Below are 17178 nucleotides of genomic sequence, written 5' to 3'. Positions count from 1 at the left end.
TTTCAGATCGCGCTGGTGGCAGAGCGAGCCACAAAATGACCGGGGGCCACTTCCATCAGCGAAACCCGTTCGGGTTCATCGCCCAGTGCACGAATCGGGCTGGGGATCTCATCGACCAGCAGACTGCGCTCGCGTTGCCGACGTGTCGGGTCGGCAACCGGCACGGCGGCCATTAATTTTTGGGTATACGGATGATGTGGCTGCCCGAATACCGACTGACGTGGGCCGATTTCCACAATCTGTCCAAGATACATCACCGCTACGCGGTGGCTGATGCGCTCAACCACCGCCATATCATGGGAAATAAACAAAAAGGCGATACCAAATTCACGCTGAAGGTCGAGCATCAGGTTGATGATTTGTGCCTGAATGGAGACATCAAGCGCGGACACCGACTCATCGGCAATCACCACTTTGGGGTTCAGCGCCAGTGCCCGCGCGATGCAGATACGCTGACGCTGGCCACCCGAAAACTCATGCGGATAACGCTTTGCGTGTTCCGGCAGTAAGCCAACCTTTTCCAGTAACCAGGCCACGCGCTGTTCCGCTTCGCGTCGTGGCATCACCTTGTGAACCAGCAGCGGCTCCATAATCGAAAATCCCACCGTCAGGCGCGGATCGAGCGATGCATAAGGGTCCTGGAAGATAAACTGAATATCGCGCCGCAGATGCGCCAGCGCCGCTCCAGAAAGATCGTTAATACGCTGCCCGTCAAAGGTAATGCTGCCTCCCTGACTGGTGACCAGTTTTAGCAGTGAACGTCCGGTGGTCGATTTACCGCACCCGGATTCCCCCACCAGCACCAGCGTTTCGCCTGCATACAGATCAAAGCTGATGTTCTCGACCGCGTGCACCCGGCTCGTTACGCGATTCAGTAATCCTGAGCGAATATCGAAGCGCGTGACCAGATTGCGTACCTGCAGGATGGGCGGGCGATCGTGACGTACGGTGTTTTGCGGTACGTCGGGTGCCGCATCGTTGAGCAGGAGAGGAAATTTCGCGGGCAGCGGCTGGTCCTGCATCGCACCCAGGGTCGGGACAGCGGCCAGCAACGCCCGGGTGTAAGGCTGCTGCGGTGCGCTGAACAGCTCGGCGGTAGGGGCGTTTTCCAGCACCTCACCGCGATACATCACCTGGACGCGGTCCGCCATTTCCGCCACCACGCCCATATCGTGAGTGATAAAAATCACGCCCATCTGCATCTCTTTCTGCAGCTCGCGGATCAGTTGCAGGATCTGGGCCTGAATCGTGACGTCCAGGGCAGTGGTCGGCTCGTCGGCAATCAGCAGCGCAGGCTTGCACGACAGGGCCATCGCAATCATCACGCGCTGCCGCATACCGCCGGAAAGCTGGTGCGGATAACGGCGCAGCATACTTTGTGCGTCAGGAATGCGTACCCGATCCAGCATACGACGCGCTTCCGTCAGGGCTTCGGACTGGCTTTTACCCTGATGCAGTCGAATGGATTCTGCGATCTGATTGCCTACCGTAAACACCGGATTCAGCGAGGTCATCGGTTCCTGGAAAATCATGGCCATATCCGCGCCGCGCACCCTGCGCATCTGACCACGCGGCATCCGCATCAGATCCAGTGCCTCACCACTGCGTCGACGCAGCCGTATCTCGCCACTGACCTCTGCGCTGTCCTGCGCCAACAGGCGCATGATCGCCAGTGAGGTGACGGATTTGCCCGAGCCGGACTCGCCCACTAAAGCCAGCGTTTCGCCGCGAAACACATCAAGTGAAAGATGACGCACGGCTTCGGTCACCTGGCCGTCATGGTGAAAACGTACGTTCAGGTCGCGCACCGCCAACACCTGTTCGGGAGACAGAGGGAGCCTGTCAGGCTGGCTGTTAGCTTTCACGGTAAATTGCGACCTCTGCGACGTCATCCACCCGGGCAACAGCCCGGTACATGCCTTCGCTGTTGAACGGCAGTGCCACATTGCCCTCCCGATCAACCGCAATCAGCCCACCGCTGCCGCCCAGCTCCAGCACGCTGTCATGAATCACATTGACGCTGGCCTGTTGTAATGTCCGCCCGGCGTAACGCATTTGTGCCGCCACATCGTAGGCCGCCAGGGTGCGGATAAACACTTCGCCAGTGCCGGTGCAGGACACCGCCGCGCTGTCGTTACTGGCATAGCAGCCTGCGCCAGGCAACGGTGAGTCGCCTACGCGCCCCTGCTGTTTATTGGTCATGCCGCCGGTCGACGTCGCCGCCGCCAGGTTTCCCGCCAAATCCAGCGCCACGGCACCGACCGTGCCAAACTTACGATCCGGGTCAAGAGGATCGCCGCCCTGGGCGGCGCCATCGTGGTCAAGCACAGCGGCATCGCTGCGCAGCGCCCGTTGCAGTTGCTCCAGGCGTTCAGGCGTGGAAAAGAAATCCGGTTCAACCTGCTCAAGCCCCTGCGCAAACGCAAAGGCTTCGGCCCCTTCCCCGATCAACAGGACATGCGGGCTGTGGTCTAACAGCGCACGCGCTGCCAGTACCGGGTTGCGCAGCCGGGAGACGCCCGCCACTGCCCCAGCCTGCAGCGTTCTGCCATCCATGATGCTGGCATCCAGCTCATGCGTGCCCTGATGGGTAAACACAGCACCTTTACCCGCATTAAACAGCGGGCACTCTTCCAGCCTGCGCACCGCTTCAGTCACCACATCCAGCGCGGATGTGCCCTGCGCCAGCAGGGTTTGGCCATGTGTCACAATATCGTGAAGCGCCTGACGATAAGCCTGTTCTTTCTCTGCGCTCATGGCAGCACGCGTAATTGCGCCTGCGCCGCCATGAATGGCGATCACTGCTTTAGCCATACTGCGTTACCCTGTGGTTGCATCAGAAGGAAAAACACTGATTTTGAATGGTTTTACGTCTTGTTAGCGTATTTTTGAATATAGAAAGCCCGCCATAGCTTGTAAAGCGGAAACTGGTCCCGCGCTAATAACCTTTCGTTGTGGCTTATACCGATGTGACTCTGAGGATAAAAGCCACCATAATAGTCAGCAATTGCAACAGACAGACTGAGACAATAATGGAAAGCTTTACTGCCGGGCTGATTTCCCTTGAAGACGCGCAACAGAAGATGCTGGCGCAACTGACGCCCATCACCGAATCCCTGGATGTGCCCCTGACCGACGCGGCCGGGCGCATCACCGCCTGCAGCGTGACCTCCCCCATTGATGTACCGCCTTTTAACAACTCAGCCATGGACGGTTATGCCGTCAGGCTTGCTGATGTGCAAGAGGGTCAGCCCTTAACGGTTGCCGGTAAAGCCTTTGCCGGTGCGCCGTTTTCGGGTGACTGGCCTGCGGGCAGCGTCATCAGAATCATGACGGGCGCGCCGGTACCGGACGGCTGTGATGCCGTCGTCATGCAGGAGCAAACCCATCTGCAGAGCGAACAGATTGTTATTGATGCGCCCGTAAAAGCCGGACAAAACATCCGCCTGATCGGCGATGATATCCGGGCAGGCCATCAGGTCCTTGCGCCTGGCGTGCGCTTGGGTGCTGCGGAACTGCCGTTGCTGGCCTCATTAGGCATCGCCACGGTGAAGGTGCTGCGCAAACTGCGCGTGGCAATTTTCTCCACCGGGGATGAGCTGCAACCCGTGGGCCAGCCGCTGTCTGACGGGCAAATCTATGACACCAACCGGTTTGCCATCTCCCTCATGCTGCATAAGCTGGGCTGCGAGGTAATCGATCTTGGCATTGTTCGCGACGATCCGGTCGTCCTGCGGGCTGCCTTTATGGACGCCGATCGCCAGGCCGATGTGGTCATCAGCACCGGCGGTGTCTCTGTCGGTGAAGCCGACTTTACTAAGGCGATGCTGGAGGAACTGGGCAGTATTCGCTTCTGGAAGCTGGCCATTAAACCGGGCAAACCTTTCGCCTTTGGCCGCCTGGCAAACAGCTGGTTCTGCGGCCTGCCCGGCAATCCGGTCTCGGCCGTCGTGACCTTTTATCAACTGGTGCAGCCCCTGCTGGCCCGTCTGACCGGACAGTCAGCTTCGGCTTTACCGCCACGTCAGCGCGTGCGTACAGCAAGCGCACTGAAAAAATCGCCAGGCCGTCTGGATTTTCAGCGCGGTGTGCTGCGGCGAAATGCTGAGGGTGAAACAGAAGTCATCAGCACGGGTGCCCAGGGTTCGCATGTGTACAGCTCGTTTTCACAGGCTAACTGCTTTATCATACTGGAGCGTGAGCGCGGCTATGTCGAGGCGGGAGAATGGGTAGATGTTGAGCCCTTCAACGCCCTGCTGGAGGGATAAATGCTGCCCGAACTCAGCCACGAGGAAATGCTGCGTTATAACCGGCAAATTGTCCTGCGGGGGTTTGACTTTGACGGACAGGAAGCCCTGAAGGCCAGCCATGTGTTGGTCGTGGGCCTGGGCGGTTTAGGCTGTGCAGCCGCCCCTTATCTGGCGGCAGCGGGCGTCGGTCACCTGTCTCTGCTGGATTTTGATACGGTTTCGCTCTCAAACCTGCAGCGACAGATTCTGCATCATGATGCGGATATTGGTCGGGCCAAGGTCGAATCCGCCCGGGCACGCCTGGCGGAGATCAATCCCCACTGTCAGTTATATCCTGTCCACGGCCAGTTGGACGATAACGCGCTGCGGGCGATCATCGCCAGGCAGCAGGTCGTGGTCGACTGCACGGATAATGTCAGCGTGCGTGAACAGCTTAACCGGCTTTGTTATGAACTGAAGGTGCGTCTGGTTTCGGGCGCGGCGATTCGCATGGAAGGTCAGTTGAGTGTGTTTGACTGGCAGCCTGGTGCGCCCTGCTACCGCTGTATCAGCCGTTTGTTTGGCGCTCAGGTGCTCAGTTGCGTGGAAGCCGGTGTAATGGCGCCGCTGGTGGGCGTTGTCGGTGCCATGCAGGCGATGGAAGCAATAAAGCTGCTGACCCGGTTTGGCACGCCCGCGCGCTCACGTTTGCTCATGTATGATGCCATGCGCGCAGAGTTTCGCACGATGCATGTCGCACAGGATCCGAATTGTGAAGTCTGTGGCCATTCTGAGTGCACAGGCTAAAGGCCGGTCTGATTGAACGCTGAGCGTGAGCGATTACAAAAGGCGGGTCAATGCACGAAAGAAAACGGGGTAGTCAGCGCTACCCCGCAGGTCTTAAACGATGCCCTGACTGCGCAGGTAGTCTTCGTAATTCCCGGTGAAATCGACGATGCGATCCGCCTTGATTTCCATAACACGCGTCGCCAGTGAGCTGACGAATTCACGGTCATGGGAAACGAAAATCAGCGTGCCTTCATACATTTCCAGCGCCATGTTTAATGACTCGATGGATTCCATATCCAGGTGGTTGGTGGGTTCATCCATAATCAGAATGTTAGGCTTCTGCATCATCAGCTTGCCGAACAGCAAGCGCCCTTTCTCACCACCCGACAGCACCTTGGCGGGCTTTTTAATGTCGTCCTGAGAAAACAACAGGCGGCCAAGAATACCGCGTACGGCCTGCTCATCATCGCCCGGCTGCTTCCACTGACTCATCCAGTCAAAAACCGTCAGATCGTCAGCAAAATCGTCTGCGTGGTCCTGCGCGTAATAGCCAATTTTGGCATTCTCGGACCATTTAACGCTGCCGCTTTCTGGCGTCAGTTCGCCGACCAGGGTTTTTAACAGCGTGGATTTACCGATACCGTTAGCCCCTAATATCGCCAGTTTTTCACCGACTTCCAGCAGCAGATTAAGATTTTTGAACAGAGGACCGTTATCAAAGCCTTTCGTCAGGCCTTCCACTTCCAGCGCATTACGGAACAGTTTCTTATCCTGTTCAAAACGGATATATGGATTCTGACGGCTGGAGGCTTTCACTTCTTCCAGTTTTATTTTATCCATTTGTTTAGCGCGCGAGGTGGCCTGACGCGATTTAGAAGCGTTGGCACTAAAGCGGCTGACAAACGACTGCAGATCGGCAATTTGCGCTTTTTTCTTGGCGTTATCCGCTAACAGACGTTCACGCGCCTGGGTGGCCGCGGTCATATATTCATCATAATTACCGGAATAAACGCGCAGCTCGCCATAGTCCAGATCGGCCATGTGCGTGCAGACCATATTGAGGAAGTGACGGTCGTGCGAAATGATAATCATGGTGCTGTCGCGTTCGTTTAACACCTGCTCCAGCCAACGGATGGTATCGATATCCAGGTTGTTGGTCGGTTCGTCCAGCAGCAAAATATCCGGATTAGAAAACAAGGCCTGGGCTAAAAGAACGCGTAATTTAAAGCCTGGCGCAATTTCGCTCATCGGCCCGTAATGCTGTTCAACCGGGATGCCCACGCCAAGTAATAATTCACCGGCGCGCGATTCCGCGCTGTAACCATCCATTTCGCCATACTGTACTTCCAGGTCTGCGACTTTGTAGCCTTCCTCTTCGCTCATTTCGGGCAGGGAATAAATACGGTCACGTTCCTGTTTCACTTCCCATAATTCATGGTGCCCCATGATTACCGTATCAATCACACTATATTGTTCAAAGGCGAACTGGTCCTGGCGTAATTTACCAATACGTTCATTGGGATCGTAGGAAACATTGCCGCCCGACGGCACCAAATCGCCACCCAAAATCTTCATGAAGGTGGATTTTCCGCTGCCGTTCGCACCGATTAAACCGTACCGATTACCGCCGCCAAATTTAACGGAGATATTTTCGAACAGTGGCTTGGTGCCAAACTGCATGGTGATATTGCTGCTAACTAACACGGCATTGACCTTAGTGAAGAGAGTGGATGGAAAACGGCGGCTATTATGCCAGATGTGACGTAGCGCACGCCAGTCTCCGGCTACCCTTGCATGAGTGTCTGTTGAAAACGCATGACTTTTTATTTTCACTGCCCGTACGTTTGCCGCTTAACCCAGCCGCTGGCTAAACGTACCGGACGCTGCGCAGAGGGGAAGCCCTACCTGCGCACGCCACACCGGGTGCATGACAGCGAGAGTAATAAAGCAAAGAGCAGGGTTTTTTAAATAAAAAAAGCCGGCGACATAAATGTCGCCGGCTACCACTTACAAGGATTGTGTCGATTAATCGATCAGGAAGCTGTCCAGGCTTTTACCTTCGTCCAGCGCTTTTTTAATTGCTGCTGGCGTGCGGCCCTGGCCGGTCCATGATTTTTTCTCGCCATTTTCGTCGGTGTAAGAATATTTAGCCGGACGTGGCGCACGCTTAGTGCGTTTTTTACCCTGCTCCAGCGCACCTAATAATTCATTAGGATCGATGCCATCAGCCAACAGCATTTCGCGATATTTCGATAACTTCTCTTCTTTTTCACGATTCTGTTGTTCTTCAGCGTGCGCTTCTTCACGACGTTCCGTTACTACAACGGTCAATTTCTCAAGAATTTCTTCCAGATCGCTCAGTGGCAGTTCACGAGCCTGGGCACGTAATGTGCGAATGTTGTTTAGAACTTTAAATGCGTCACTCATCACAATATCCTTGATTAAGGGGTTTAATTAAACTGTAGCGTCAAGATTACCTAATTCAAATAAAAAAATAAATTAATTTATTACTACAGATAATTCCGATAGGTTTTTTAAATGTCAGTGAAGTATTCAGAATGCTTATGTGGAGAGATAATTAACCTCAAATTAACACTAAATGCCTGCTATCCTTGCACAATGTAAACGATTTCATTGATTACACTTACTGTATGAATTCGCTATGCGCTTTTAAATTTTAACGCTGTATATTTTTTAACACCGGTGAAGAATTTGGATTAATTTGCCTGTCCTGAGTCAGACGTTCTCCGCCCGGAACACGCGGTCTGTGAACAAAATAGCTGACGTCGGGTACGAGGTTTATCGCGCTTCGCCACAATAATATCGGCTTTATGGCGAATAAAATGTGGGGATATTGCCTTTGTCCCCCTTCACTCCCCGACAAAAATGCTGCATCGGCACAGGGCTTTGTTGAATAAATGGATTTTATGCTGTGGTACTATGAAAACGGTTGTTTCAGATAACATAAAATCAATGCGTTACATGCTTGCGTATGACGGTGTTCTGTCTGGCATCAGCGTTTTCTACCAAAACAGTGCAGACAAAACAGAATGATTACCTATTATTCAACAAAGCCTCGGCACAGGCAAGGCGACGGCGTTTCACAGCCGTTATAAGGTTGAATACATTTACAGACAATTTATGCTTCACAGTAAGTGCGCCGGCTAAATAGCCAGCAACCCTTTTAAACCACCAGCGGCTTTGTTGAATAAATGGATTTTATGCTGTGGTACTATGAAAACGGTTATTTCAGATAACATAAAATCAATGCATTACATGCTTGCGTATGACGGTGTTCTGTCTGGCATCAGCGTTTTCTACCAAAACAGTGCAGACAAAACAGAATGATTACCTATTATTCAACAAAGCCACCACCAGCTTCAAGGGTGATTAAATGAGTTTACTGAACGATATAACAGATAAATAATAAAGCGCAGGTATTACACTGTCTGATAACAGGCCGTGGTCTGCCGAAAGGCCACGGCCTGAAGGATTAATTTACCTGGGTCGCAGGTCCAAACACGTCATACTGAGGGAGCTGAACGTTTTGATAGGTTTCCCAGCCGCCGCCCAGCGCTTTGTAGAGCGCCACCAGATCCAGCCCGCTTTGCATGCGCGCCTGTGTTGCCTGCTCCTCGGCCTGGGCGAGCTGGCGCTGCGCATCAAGCACCTCAAGGAAGGTCGATAATCCCTGACGATAGCTGTCGCTCGCCAAATCAAAGGTCCGTTGCAGTGCACCGGTCGTTTCGTCCAGCGCCGTGACGCGCTGCTGATCGGCCCGGTAACTCACAAGGGCGTTTTCGACATCCTGCAAAGCCGTCAGCACCGTCTGGCGATAATCCAGCGCCGCGCTGGCCTGCTGAGCACGTGCAAGCTTCACGCTGGAAACCAGCCGGCCCCCCTGAAAAAGGGGAATCGACAGCGAAGGCCCCACGCTATAGAAGTGGCTGCTCCAGTCGTCCAGATAACTGGCATCGGTATTGCGCACGCCCAACTGTCCGGTAAGAGAGAGGCTGGGGAACAGCTGTGCGACAGAAACGCCGATCTCGGCGGTTTGCGCATGGAGTTTCGCCTCTGCCTGGCGAATATCCGGGCGTCGACGCGCTAAGGTTGAGGGAATGCCGACCGCGACCGCATTCGGCAAAGCTGGCAGCGCTTTCGGCGTCTGCAGTTCTGCATCCAGCGCGCCGGGGGTTTTACCGATAAGCACAGCCAGACCGTTCATAGCCTGACGCGTTTGCGCCTGATACTGCGGTAGCTGCGCCTGTAAACTGCTCAACTGCGCCCGAGCATTTTCAACATCGGTTAACGGCGCCAGGCCATTGCGCTGCTGGCTTTGTGTCAGTTGCCAGGTCTGATCCGCCACCGCGATTTGCTGTTGCAGCGTGTTGACGGTTGCCTGCGCCCCACGCAGTTGTAACCAGGCACGGACAACTTCCGCTTCCAGCGACACCAGCGCATCGTTACGTTGCTCAATGGCCGCCTGTTGCTGTGCATTGGCTGATTCGATCTGACGTCGTACCTTGCCCCACAGATCCAGTTCCCAACTGGCATCGAAGCTGCCCTGATATAAGGTGACGGGCTGCGTCAGCCCGTTCAACTGGCTGGCGACAGTGCTGTCCACCTGGTCATTGACCCCATTCGCTTTCAGCAAACCTTCCAGCCCCAGTTGCTGACGCGTGACTTTTGCCGAACCGTTCAGGCTGGGAAATAAGCCGCCCTGCGCCTGAGATAACTGCTCGCGCGCGCCCGCAATGCGCAGGACGGTCTGCTGCAACGACAGATTACCCGCGATTGCGCGGGCAATCAGGCTGTCTAGTTGGGGATCGTTGAAGTTACGCCACCAGCGCGTATCCACTGCCGACGTCTGCGGTTTCGAGCGCTCCTGAGAATCCAGCGCGTGGTAGCTGCCCGGCAGCTGAGGTTTTGGCGCCTGGTAGTCCGGGCCCACGCTGCAACCTGCCAGCGATAACGTCAGCAATAAGGTAAAGGGATTCAGGCGATACGTAGTCATAACCTTCATGTCAGTGTGCTCCTGCACTGCCTTCGCTTTTGACGGGCGACAGCAGCCAACAAAATGGAATCAAAATCAGGGCGACAATACTTAAGCCTGAAAAGACGTCGATATAAGCCAGAATGCGTGACTGGACAATCATCTCTTTATAGAGCTGGCCGGTTGCCAGCGTCACTGGATCGCCCACCGCCGACGTAAAGTCGCGAATCGCCTGCGCCCAGTGCTGAACGGTAATGTTCAATTGTTCATTTAACGGCGTCATGTTATGCACCATGTGGGCCGAACGCGCCTGCTCCCGCTCCGTAATTGCCGCCGTGGATAACGAGATGCCAATCGAACCCGCAACGTTACGGAACATCGTAAATAATGCTGATGCATCCGCGTTCAGGCGTTGTGGGATGGTAATGAAGGCAATGGTGGTCAGCGGCACAAACAGGAAGCCCAGGCCAATAGACTGCGCACTGCGCATCTTGACCAGCGGGGAGAAATCGACATTGGGCGTTAACGTGGACGAGTAGAAAAACGCCAGGGCCAGGCAGCTAAAACCAAATGCGATGATATAGCGGGTTTGCACGACCGGCATCAGCTTAAGCACCAGCGGAATCGTCAGCACAATCAGCACGGCTCCGGGTGAAAGCACCAGCCCTGACCAGGTCGCCGTATAACCCAGATCCTGCTGGGCCAGTTGAGGCAGCACGACGGAACTACCATACAGAATCATTGCCATCCCGGCCATGAGCAGGCCCGCAACCCAGAAGTTACGGTCTTTCATTACCAGAATGTCGACCACCGGTTTGCGAGCATACATTAGCCAGTAGACGGCTCCGACAATGCCGACCAGCGCCAGTACCGCGAATAACACAATAAAGTGCGACGCAAACCAGTCCTCATCTTCACCCCGATCCAGCATTACCTGCAGGCAGCCCAGGCCCAGCGTAATTAAACCGATACCGATGTAGTCAATTTTCAGTTTGCCCTTGGCCCACTTGCGCTCCCATGGCGGATCTTCCAGCAGCGGCAAAATGGCCATGATCGTCAGGATACCGACCGGGATATTGATAAAGAACACCCAGCGCCAGCTGTAGTTATCCGTAATCCAGCCGCCCAGCGTCGGGCCGATAACAGGCGCCACGATAATCGCAATCGAGGAAAGGCCAAACGCTTTGCCCCGATCCTCAGGTTTAAAGTAGTCGAGCAGCACCGACTGCTGCACAGGCTGCAGGCCGCCGCCGAAAAACCCTTGCAGGACGCGGAACAGAATGATCTGCCAGAGTTCGGTGGCAATACCACACAGGAATGAGCAGATCGTGAACATGACGATACAGATTAAGAAAAACTGTTTACGGCCAAATAAACGACTGAAGAAGGCAGAGATGGGCAGCACAATGCCGTTCGCCACGAGGTACGAGGTTAGCACCCAGGTGGATTCATCGTAACTGGATGAGAGCGAACCGGCGATATGTGGCAGGGCCACGTTCACGATGGTGGTATCCAGGATTTCCATAAATACCGCCAGCGTTACCGTAATGGCCACGAGCCACGGATTACTGGCGGGTTTCCAGCTCTGCGATTCACTCATTCCACGGTTACCTTCGGTTCAACCGATAAGCCCAGTGGCAGTGGACGGTTAGGATCCAGTCCTTTATCAATCACAATCTTGACCGGCACGCGCTGAACGATTTTCACGTAGTTGCCCGTGGCATTCTCCGCCGGGAAGGTCGAAAAGCGCGAACCGGTGCCCATCTGGATGCTGTCGACGTGGCCTTCAAGTTTCATGTCAGGCCAGGCATCCACGCTGATGGTTACCTTGTCGCCGGGATTCATTCGCTCCAGCTGTGACTCTTTAAAGTTGGCGGTGATCCAGATATCCGGGGAAACCAGTGAGAACAAGGCGCTGCCCGCCTGAACCAACGTTCCCAACTGGACATTTCGCTTAGTCACAAACCCGTCGTAAGGAGCACGAACCTGAGTGTAAGACAGATTCAGCTCGGCCACATTCAGTTGGGCTTTTGCCTGCTCGACCTGTTCCTGACGCGCTTCAACATTGGTTTCCTGCTGACGGATCTGCAGGGCCACCTGCGAGGCGACTTCCACCTGAGCTTTGGCGCTTTGCAGTTGTGCCTGCGCGGAGCGTAACTGCGCCGAGGCTGAATCAATGTTGCGTTGACTGGTGGCGCGGGGATCGACGCCGCGCTGACGACGGTAATCCGCCTGCGCATTCAGGTAGTTGGCCTCGGCTTTGGCCTGATCGGCCAGCGCCTGGTCGCGTTGCGCCGGGTACTGAACGCGCGACAGTGCCAGTTGCGCCTGAGCCTGGTGCAACTGTGCCATGGCCAGGCCAAGCTGTGCTTTTGCCTGCGCGCGCTGGGCTTCGTTATCGCTGGGATCGATTTCCACCAGCAGATCGCCCTTCTTCACGCGCTGGTTGTCTTTCACCAGCAATTTTACGACGTAACCCGAGGCTTTCGCTGCGATAGTCACTGCGTTGCCTTCGGTAAACGCATCGTCAGTCGTTTCTTCATTACGGGTGGTAAACCAGAAGAAGAACGCCACGATCAACATCACCACGACGACGACCGCCAAAATAATTAACGGCTTTTTGCCGGGACGCTTACGCGGTTTCTCGTCGTTATCGCTTTGGCTATCGTGTTCTGGGCTGTTTTTATCGGGCGCGTTTTCTGTGTCTTTCTGGTGTGGGTCGCGGTTGTTGTTGTTCTCGCTCATAGTGTCCGTCGCTGGCTAAGGCCCTCAGTCCTGGGCGTAGAAAGTCTACTAAACATTAGATCGAAAACTGACAAAATCCAGTACAACTTTACTTAACTTGAGAAAGTCCGCACGTCCTGCCACGAGGGCAGGACAGGTTCGCGTCAGGCAACCAGTTTAAGCAACAGCCAGCCGGTCAGCATCGACCATGCGAGTAAGGGAACGGAGAACAGATGGAAGCGCCACCAGATGGCACGATCTTTCGCCATGCGCAGCGCAATCAGGTTGGCAAGCGAACCCGGTAGCAGGCCAAACCCACCGATATTGACCGCCCAGGCAAGGACGTCTGAAGGCGGCACTTTCTGCAAAAGCAGGATCGTGGCAGGCACATTACTGATCACCTGTGACAAGCCAATCGCCAACAGGTAAAGCTCCCCTTTGGCAAGATGGGCAATCGCATCAAAATGGGCCTGCACAACAGGCAAGCGTGTCAGCAAGAACACGTCCAGGAACATGACGATGAAGACCACCAGCAGGCTCCAGTCGATATTCAGCAATACCTGGCGCGCCATAATAAAAAAGCAGACAAGAATCAGCAGTAGCGCCCAGCCGGTCAGGTGCCACTCCAGCGCGGCGATAAACAAGACGTAAAGCGCCAGACTGACGGCAAACAGTGGCTTCTGCCAGCTGTGCTGTTCTGCGTTCTCATGTTTTTCAATCGCGCGTTTGGCAAAACTAAACCAGGTGACGACCAGCAGGCTTAACAGCAGCCAGACGGCCAGCGGCGTCATTTGCCAGATAAAACCGACTACACTCAGCGAGCCGTGGCTCCACAGCAAAATATTCTGCGGATTGCCCACCGGCGTCAGCAACGAACCGGCATTTACGGCCAGCGCTTCGAAGATGATTAAGCGGGAAATCGGTAAATGGGAAAACTTGCGCAATGTCAGCGTCAGCGGCACCAGAATAAACAGGGCCACATCGTTGGTTAAGAAGGTCGAGAGCACCGCCGCCGCCAGCACCATAAACAGGGCCAGCGTGCGCTCATGCTTAAACCCCGCAATTAACCGACCGCCCAGAACATCAAAATACCCACTGGTTTCTAACCCCTTGGTGAGGATAAGCAGTCCACTCAGGGTGATGATGGTGTGCCAGTCCACTGCGGCAGGCAGATCCGCCCAGTGGTAATGAGCAAGAAACAGCAGAACAACCCCAACAACGACTAACAAGTGCAATATATGGTCATGCAGAAATGAGCGAAGCACAATGGGCATGATGTCCGGCGCCTTAACTGAGGATTAATTGTTTTGGTAAAATTTCTGGAATACGGCCAGGGTTTCATCACTGACGTGATGTTCGATGCCTTCAGAATCGCGGCGTGCCGTTTCCGGACTAATGCCAAGCGCTAACAGGAAGGTTTCAACGATGTGATGGCGGGCGCGGCTCTCTTCAGCCAGCTTTTCCCCTTCACGCGTCAAAAAGACGCCGCGATAAGGCACCTGCTCGACCAGGCCGGCAGTTCCTAACCGCTTTAACATTTTGGCGACGGTCGGTTGCGAAACCCCCAAACGCGCGGCCATGTCGACCTGGCGCGCCTCGCCAAACTCACCAATCAAATCAGAGATTAGCTCAACATAGTCATCAATCAGTTCACGACGATGCGCTTCGCGCACCTGCCGAAAACCTTCGACATGCTCTTCAATATCTTTTAGTGGTCCTTGCGGGGCAGAAACCACGCTTTTGGCACGACGACTCATTCAGCTTCCTCTTTATTTTTTCCACACCAGCCCTTCCGTGTGGATTTAGCTGCGCTCATTGTAAACCAGGCGCAAATAAGCTCAAATTTTTCGTCGTTAGCCTTGGCTAAACGGTATAGCCAGTGCTATATTTGTCGATAATGTAAACAGAGTGATGCACTAAAGCACGATCTCTGCTTACCGTTGCGTTAAATTTTATGGGAGGTGATGCTATGAGCACTCTGAAAAGCTGTATCGACTGCAGCAAATGCTTCCAGGCCGAAAAAACAACATCAGGAAAATCCTTGTGGTGCCTGCTGACGCGCTCCCCTTTTACGCTGCGCCTCATGCTTATTGAGCGTCTGCTGGGCCAGCAGCCGGAAACGCGCTACTGCCAAAAACTGATCTGGCGCGGCTGAATCCTTTTTCACATTCAGATTCATTACCCACGCGCGGCCTGTTTTCCTTTCCTCGCCGCGCGCCTGCATTGATCCACGCTTCTGATCTGGTCACCTGTGCCCTGCGCTTAGCGCTGTTCCTGTAAAGGTAAGCGTCAAAATACAGCCGCTGTGTAAGGCGCCCTTCTTTTGTTCTGTGCGGGCCTGGAAAAAAGGCTTCCTGCCAGGGAAGTCCGGGGCGCGGGTTAATGTCAGAACGTAAAGCGGCGCGGAGAAGACAGATACAGGGACAGTCGCGGTGGCAAAGACAAAGACAAAGACAAAGACAAAGACAAAGGCAGGTTATTAGCGCGGGTTTTTGTTACCAATAAAAACGGCCCTGAAGAGGGCCGTTTTTTTAGTCTCGACTAAGCTCGCTTAGAAGCTGTAGCCTACGCCAGCAATCCAGGTGCCAACGTCAACGCTACGGATGCGGCTCTGCTCATAGCCAACGTCCAGTGCAACGTTTTCCATTGGGTTGAACTGCATACCTGCGCCGTAAGAGAAACCGTAGTCGCTGGTGTCAGCTTTGTCGCGTGAAGTGGTGTCGTTAGCCTGGTATTTGCCGTAGCCAACACCAACCACACCATAGATGCTTGCCCAGTCATTCAGACGGAATGCTGGACCACCGGTGATACCGTAGTACTGGCCTTTATTATAAATGCCGTCTTCGGTACGATCTTTCTCGGTGTAAGTGAATGAGCCGATCCAACCCAGTGGGTTAGAACCGTCTTCATAGCGATATTTCAGGTTGAAGCCGTTTGCTTTGTTAGCAACGCCCTGGTAGTCGCTCTGTGCGTAGCCACCGGTTACGGTGCTCTGTGCCATGGCGGAACCTGTTGCGACTGCTAACACACAGGCTAATGCTGAAAGACATGCAATTTTTTTCATAACCACCTCAAATGTGAAAGTACTTCTCTCCTGACAACGCTAAAAATATAACAAAAAATAGCGAGAAACTCTGCCCGCATTTTGTTGTCTAACACAGTGTTTGGTGTAACAGAAAGTTAATGGAGTTTCCTATGTCATTCATTTTTCTTATAAAAACCGTCATATCCTTGCAATAATGACCCCAAACAAGTTTTCATTCTTTAAGTAAATTCCTAAAAAAACCTGACATTAATTTACTTTCCAGCCGGAAAAACTGCTTAAAAAGCAGGCAAACAGACAAAATTAAAATCAGTTTACGTCCCCTTTTTGACCAACATTTCCTTTACACTGGTCATCTTGTTAGCTCATTGATTGGGAAGTATCAACAGGATGTCAGTTTCGCCACTCAAATCGCTCACGCCAGCTTTACTCCCTGTCGTCGTGTTACTTATCTCGATGTTGTCGCTTAAGGGCGGCGCCTCACTGGCAAAAACACTTTTTCCCACCGTGGGTGCCACCGGCATCACCGCATTGCGCCTGGGCTTTGGCACCGTCATCCTTTGCCTCATCTTCAAGCCCTGGCGACTGCGTTTTCGTCCTGAACAGCGCATGCCGCTAACTATTTATGGCTTAGCATTGGGTACGATGAACTTTTTATTTTACCTGTCTATTCGGACGGTACCGCTTGGCATCGCGGTCGGGCTGGAGTTTGTTGGCCCGCTTACGCTTGCGCTGCTCGGCTCACGTCGGCCACTCGATTTTCTTTGGGTCATACTGGCGGTCATTGGGCTGTGGTTTTTACTGCCGTTCAGTACCGGTATTACCTCCGTCGATCCGATAGGTGCACTATTTGCGCTCGGTGCCGGTGTCTGTTGGGCAGTCTATATTCTGTCAGGGCAGCGCGCGGGCGCAGAGCACGGCGCGGCAACGGTCGCCATCGGCTCTCTGATCGCTTCGCTGATTTTTGTTCCCGTAGGGCTGACGTTTGCCGCAAGCGGCATCTGGCAATGGAGCGTCGTGCCGGTTGCCATTTTGGTGGCCTTTCTTTCAACGGCGCTTCCCTATTCACTGGAAATGATGGCACTGACCCATTTACCTGCGCGCATTTTTGGTACGCTGATGAGCCTTGAGCCTGCGGTGGCGGCACTGTCTGGCATGCTTTATCTGAATGAGAGCCTTTCTGGCGTGCAGTGTCTGGCGCTGCTGGCGATTATCCTGGCCTCGTCCGGCGCTACTCTGACCATGCGTCCCAGAAAGAGCCAGTTAAATGCAATAGAATTATCTGATAATAAAAAGAAATAACAGGTTTCCGCCTGCTGAAAGGCAGGCTAAATAACAATAACTCTCATGCTGATAATTATTTCAGTTAATGTGTAATAGAAAGTTAATATTTAATACAG

The 17178-nt window shown here is 53.9% G+C and carries 14 protein-coding genes; 4 read left to right on the top strand and 10 right to left on the bottom strand.

Features of this window, described 5'->3' with window-relative positions; translation table 11 throughout:
- Positions 1-2 precede the first annotated feature (2 nt).
- Positions 3-1892: a dipeptide ABC transporter ATP-binding protein gene (locus tag F7Q90_RS12730; RefSeq protein ID WP_082999194.1), complete on the bottom strand. Its 1890-nt coding sequence runs from the start codon at positions 1890-1892 to the stop codon at positions 3-5.
- A complete protein-coding gene (locus F7Q90_RS12725; RefSeq protein ID WP_082999193.1) occupies positions 1855-2814 on the bottom strand; it encodes an isoaspartyl peptidase/L-asparaginase family protein in 960 nt (319 codons plus the stop codon). The genes F7Q90_RS12730 and F7Q90_RS12725 overlap by 38 nt, the downstream gene beginning before the upstream one ends.
- A gap of 218 nt (positions 2815-3032) precedes the next feature.
- Between F7Q90_RS12725 and moeA the strand changes: the two genes are divergently transcribed.
- Complete coding sequence (moeA, locus tag F7Q90_RS12720; RefSeq protein ID WP_082999192.1) at positions 3033-4268, top strand: molybdopterin molybdotransferase MoeA; 1236 nt, start codon at positions 3033-3035, stop codon at positions 4266-4268.
- Positions 4269-5036 (top strand): molybdopterin-synthase adenylyltransferase MoeB, encoded by a 768-nt coding sequence (gene moeB / locus F7Q90_RS12715; RefSeq protein WP_082999191.1) that lies wholly within the window; start codon positions 4269-4271, stop codon positions 5034-5036.
- A gap of 93 nt (positions 5037-5129) precedes the next feature.
- Here the strand turns inward: moeB and F7Q90_RS12710 are convergent, their stop codons facing one another.
- From F7Q90_RS12710 to mntR, 7 genes are all read right to left on the bottom strand, one after another.
- Positions 5130-6722, bottom strand: a complete 1593-nt coding sequence (locus F7Q90_RS12710) for an ABC-F family ATPase (protein WP_082999190.1) — start codon at positions 6720-6722, stop codon at positions 5130-5132.
- A gap of 321 nt (positions 6723-7043) precedes the next feature.
- Complete coding sequence (locus F7Q90_RS12705; protein ID WP_014606234.1) at positions 7044-7445, bottom strand: H-NS family histone-like protein; 402 nt, start codon at positions 7443-7445, stop codon at positions 7044-7046.
- A 1066-nt stretch (positions 7446-8511) separates the two neighbouring features.
- Positions 8512-10041 carry an efflux transporter outer membrane subunit gene (locus F7Q90_RS12700; protein ID WP_058707620.1) on the bottom strand — a complete coding sequence of 510 codons (1530 nt, stop codon included), beginning with the start codon at positions 10039-10041 and terminating at the stop codon, positions 8512-8514.
- Between the two features lies 1 nt (position 10042).
- Positions 10043-11611, bottom strand: a complete 1569-nt coding sequence (locus F7Q90_RS12695; protein WP_082999189.1) for a DHA2 family efflux MFS transporter permease subunit — start codon at positions 11609-11611, stop codon at positions 10043-10045.
- A complete protein-coding gene (locus tag F7Q90_RS12690; RefSeq protein WP_033737680.1) occupies positions 11608-12756 on the bottom strand; it encodes an HlyD family secretion protein in 1149 nt (382 codons plus the stop codon). The genes F7Q90_RS12695 and F7Q90_RS12690 overlap by 4 nt, the downstream gene beginning before the upstream one ends.
- A 143-nt stretch (positions 12757-12899) precedes the next feature.
- Positions 12900-14009, bottom strand: coding sequence for an SLC13 family permease (locus tag F7Q90_RS12685; RefSeq protein WP_054634256.1), 1110 nt, complete (start codon positions 14007-14009; stop codon positions 12900-12902).
- A 24-nt stretch (positions 14010-14033) separates the two neighbouring features.
- A complete protein-coding gene (mntR, locus tag F7Q90_RS12680) occupies positions 14034-14492 on the bottom strand; it encodes a manganese-binding transcriptional regulator MntR (RefSeq protein ID WP_033737682.1) in 459 nt (152 codons plus the stop codon).
- 212 nt (positions 14493-14704) lie between these two features.
- Between mntR and F7Q90_RS12675 the strand changes: the two genes are divergently transcribed.
- Entirely contained in the window at positions 14705-14890 is a 186-nt protein-coding gene (locus F7Q90_RS12675; protein ID WP_082999188.1) for a hypothetical protein, read from the top strand.
- Between the two features lie 396 nt (positions 14891-15286).
- Here the strand turns inward: F7Q90_RS12675 and ompX are convergent, their stop codons facing one another.
- Entirely contained in the window at positions 15287-15799 is a 513-nt protein-coding gene (ompX, locus tag F7Q90_RS12670) for an outer membrane protein OmpX (RefSeq protein ID WP_033737684.1), read from the bottom strand.
- Positions 15800-16168: 369 nt separating this feature from the next.
- Between ompX and rhtA the strand changes: the two genes are divergently transcribed.
- Positions 16169-17080, top strand: coding sequence for a threonine/homoserine exporter RhtA (gene rhtA / locus F7Q90_RS12665; protein WP_082999187.1), 912 nt, complete (start codon positions 16169-16171; stop codon positions 17078-17080).
- Positions 17081-17178: the final 98 nt, after the last annotated feature.

The sequence above is a fragment of the Pantoea stewartii subsp. stewartii genome, from assembly GCF_008801695.1.
Taxonomy (GTDB): Bacteria; Pseudomonadota; Gammaproteobacteria; order Enterobacterales; family Enterobacteriaceae; genus Pantoea; species Pantoea stewartii.
This window is presented reverse-complemented; position numbering and strand designations above follow the sequence as displayed.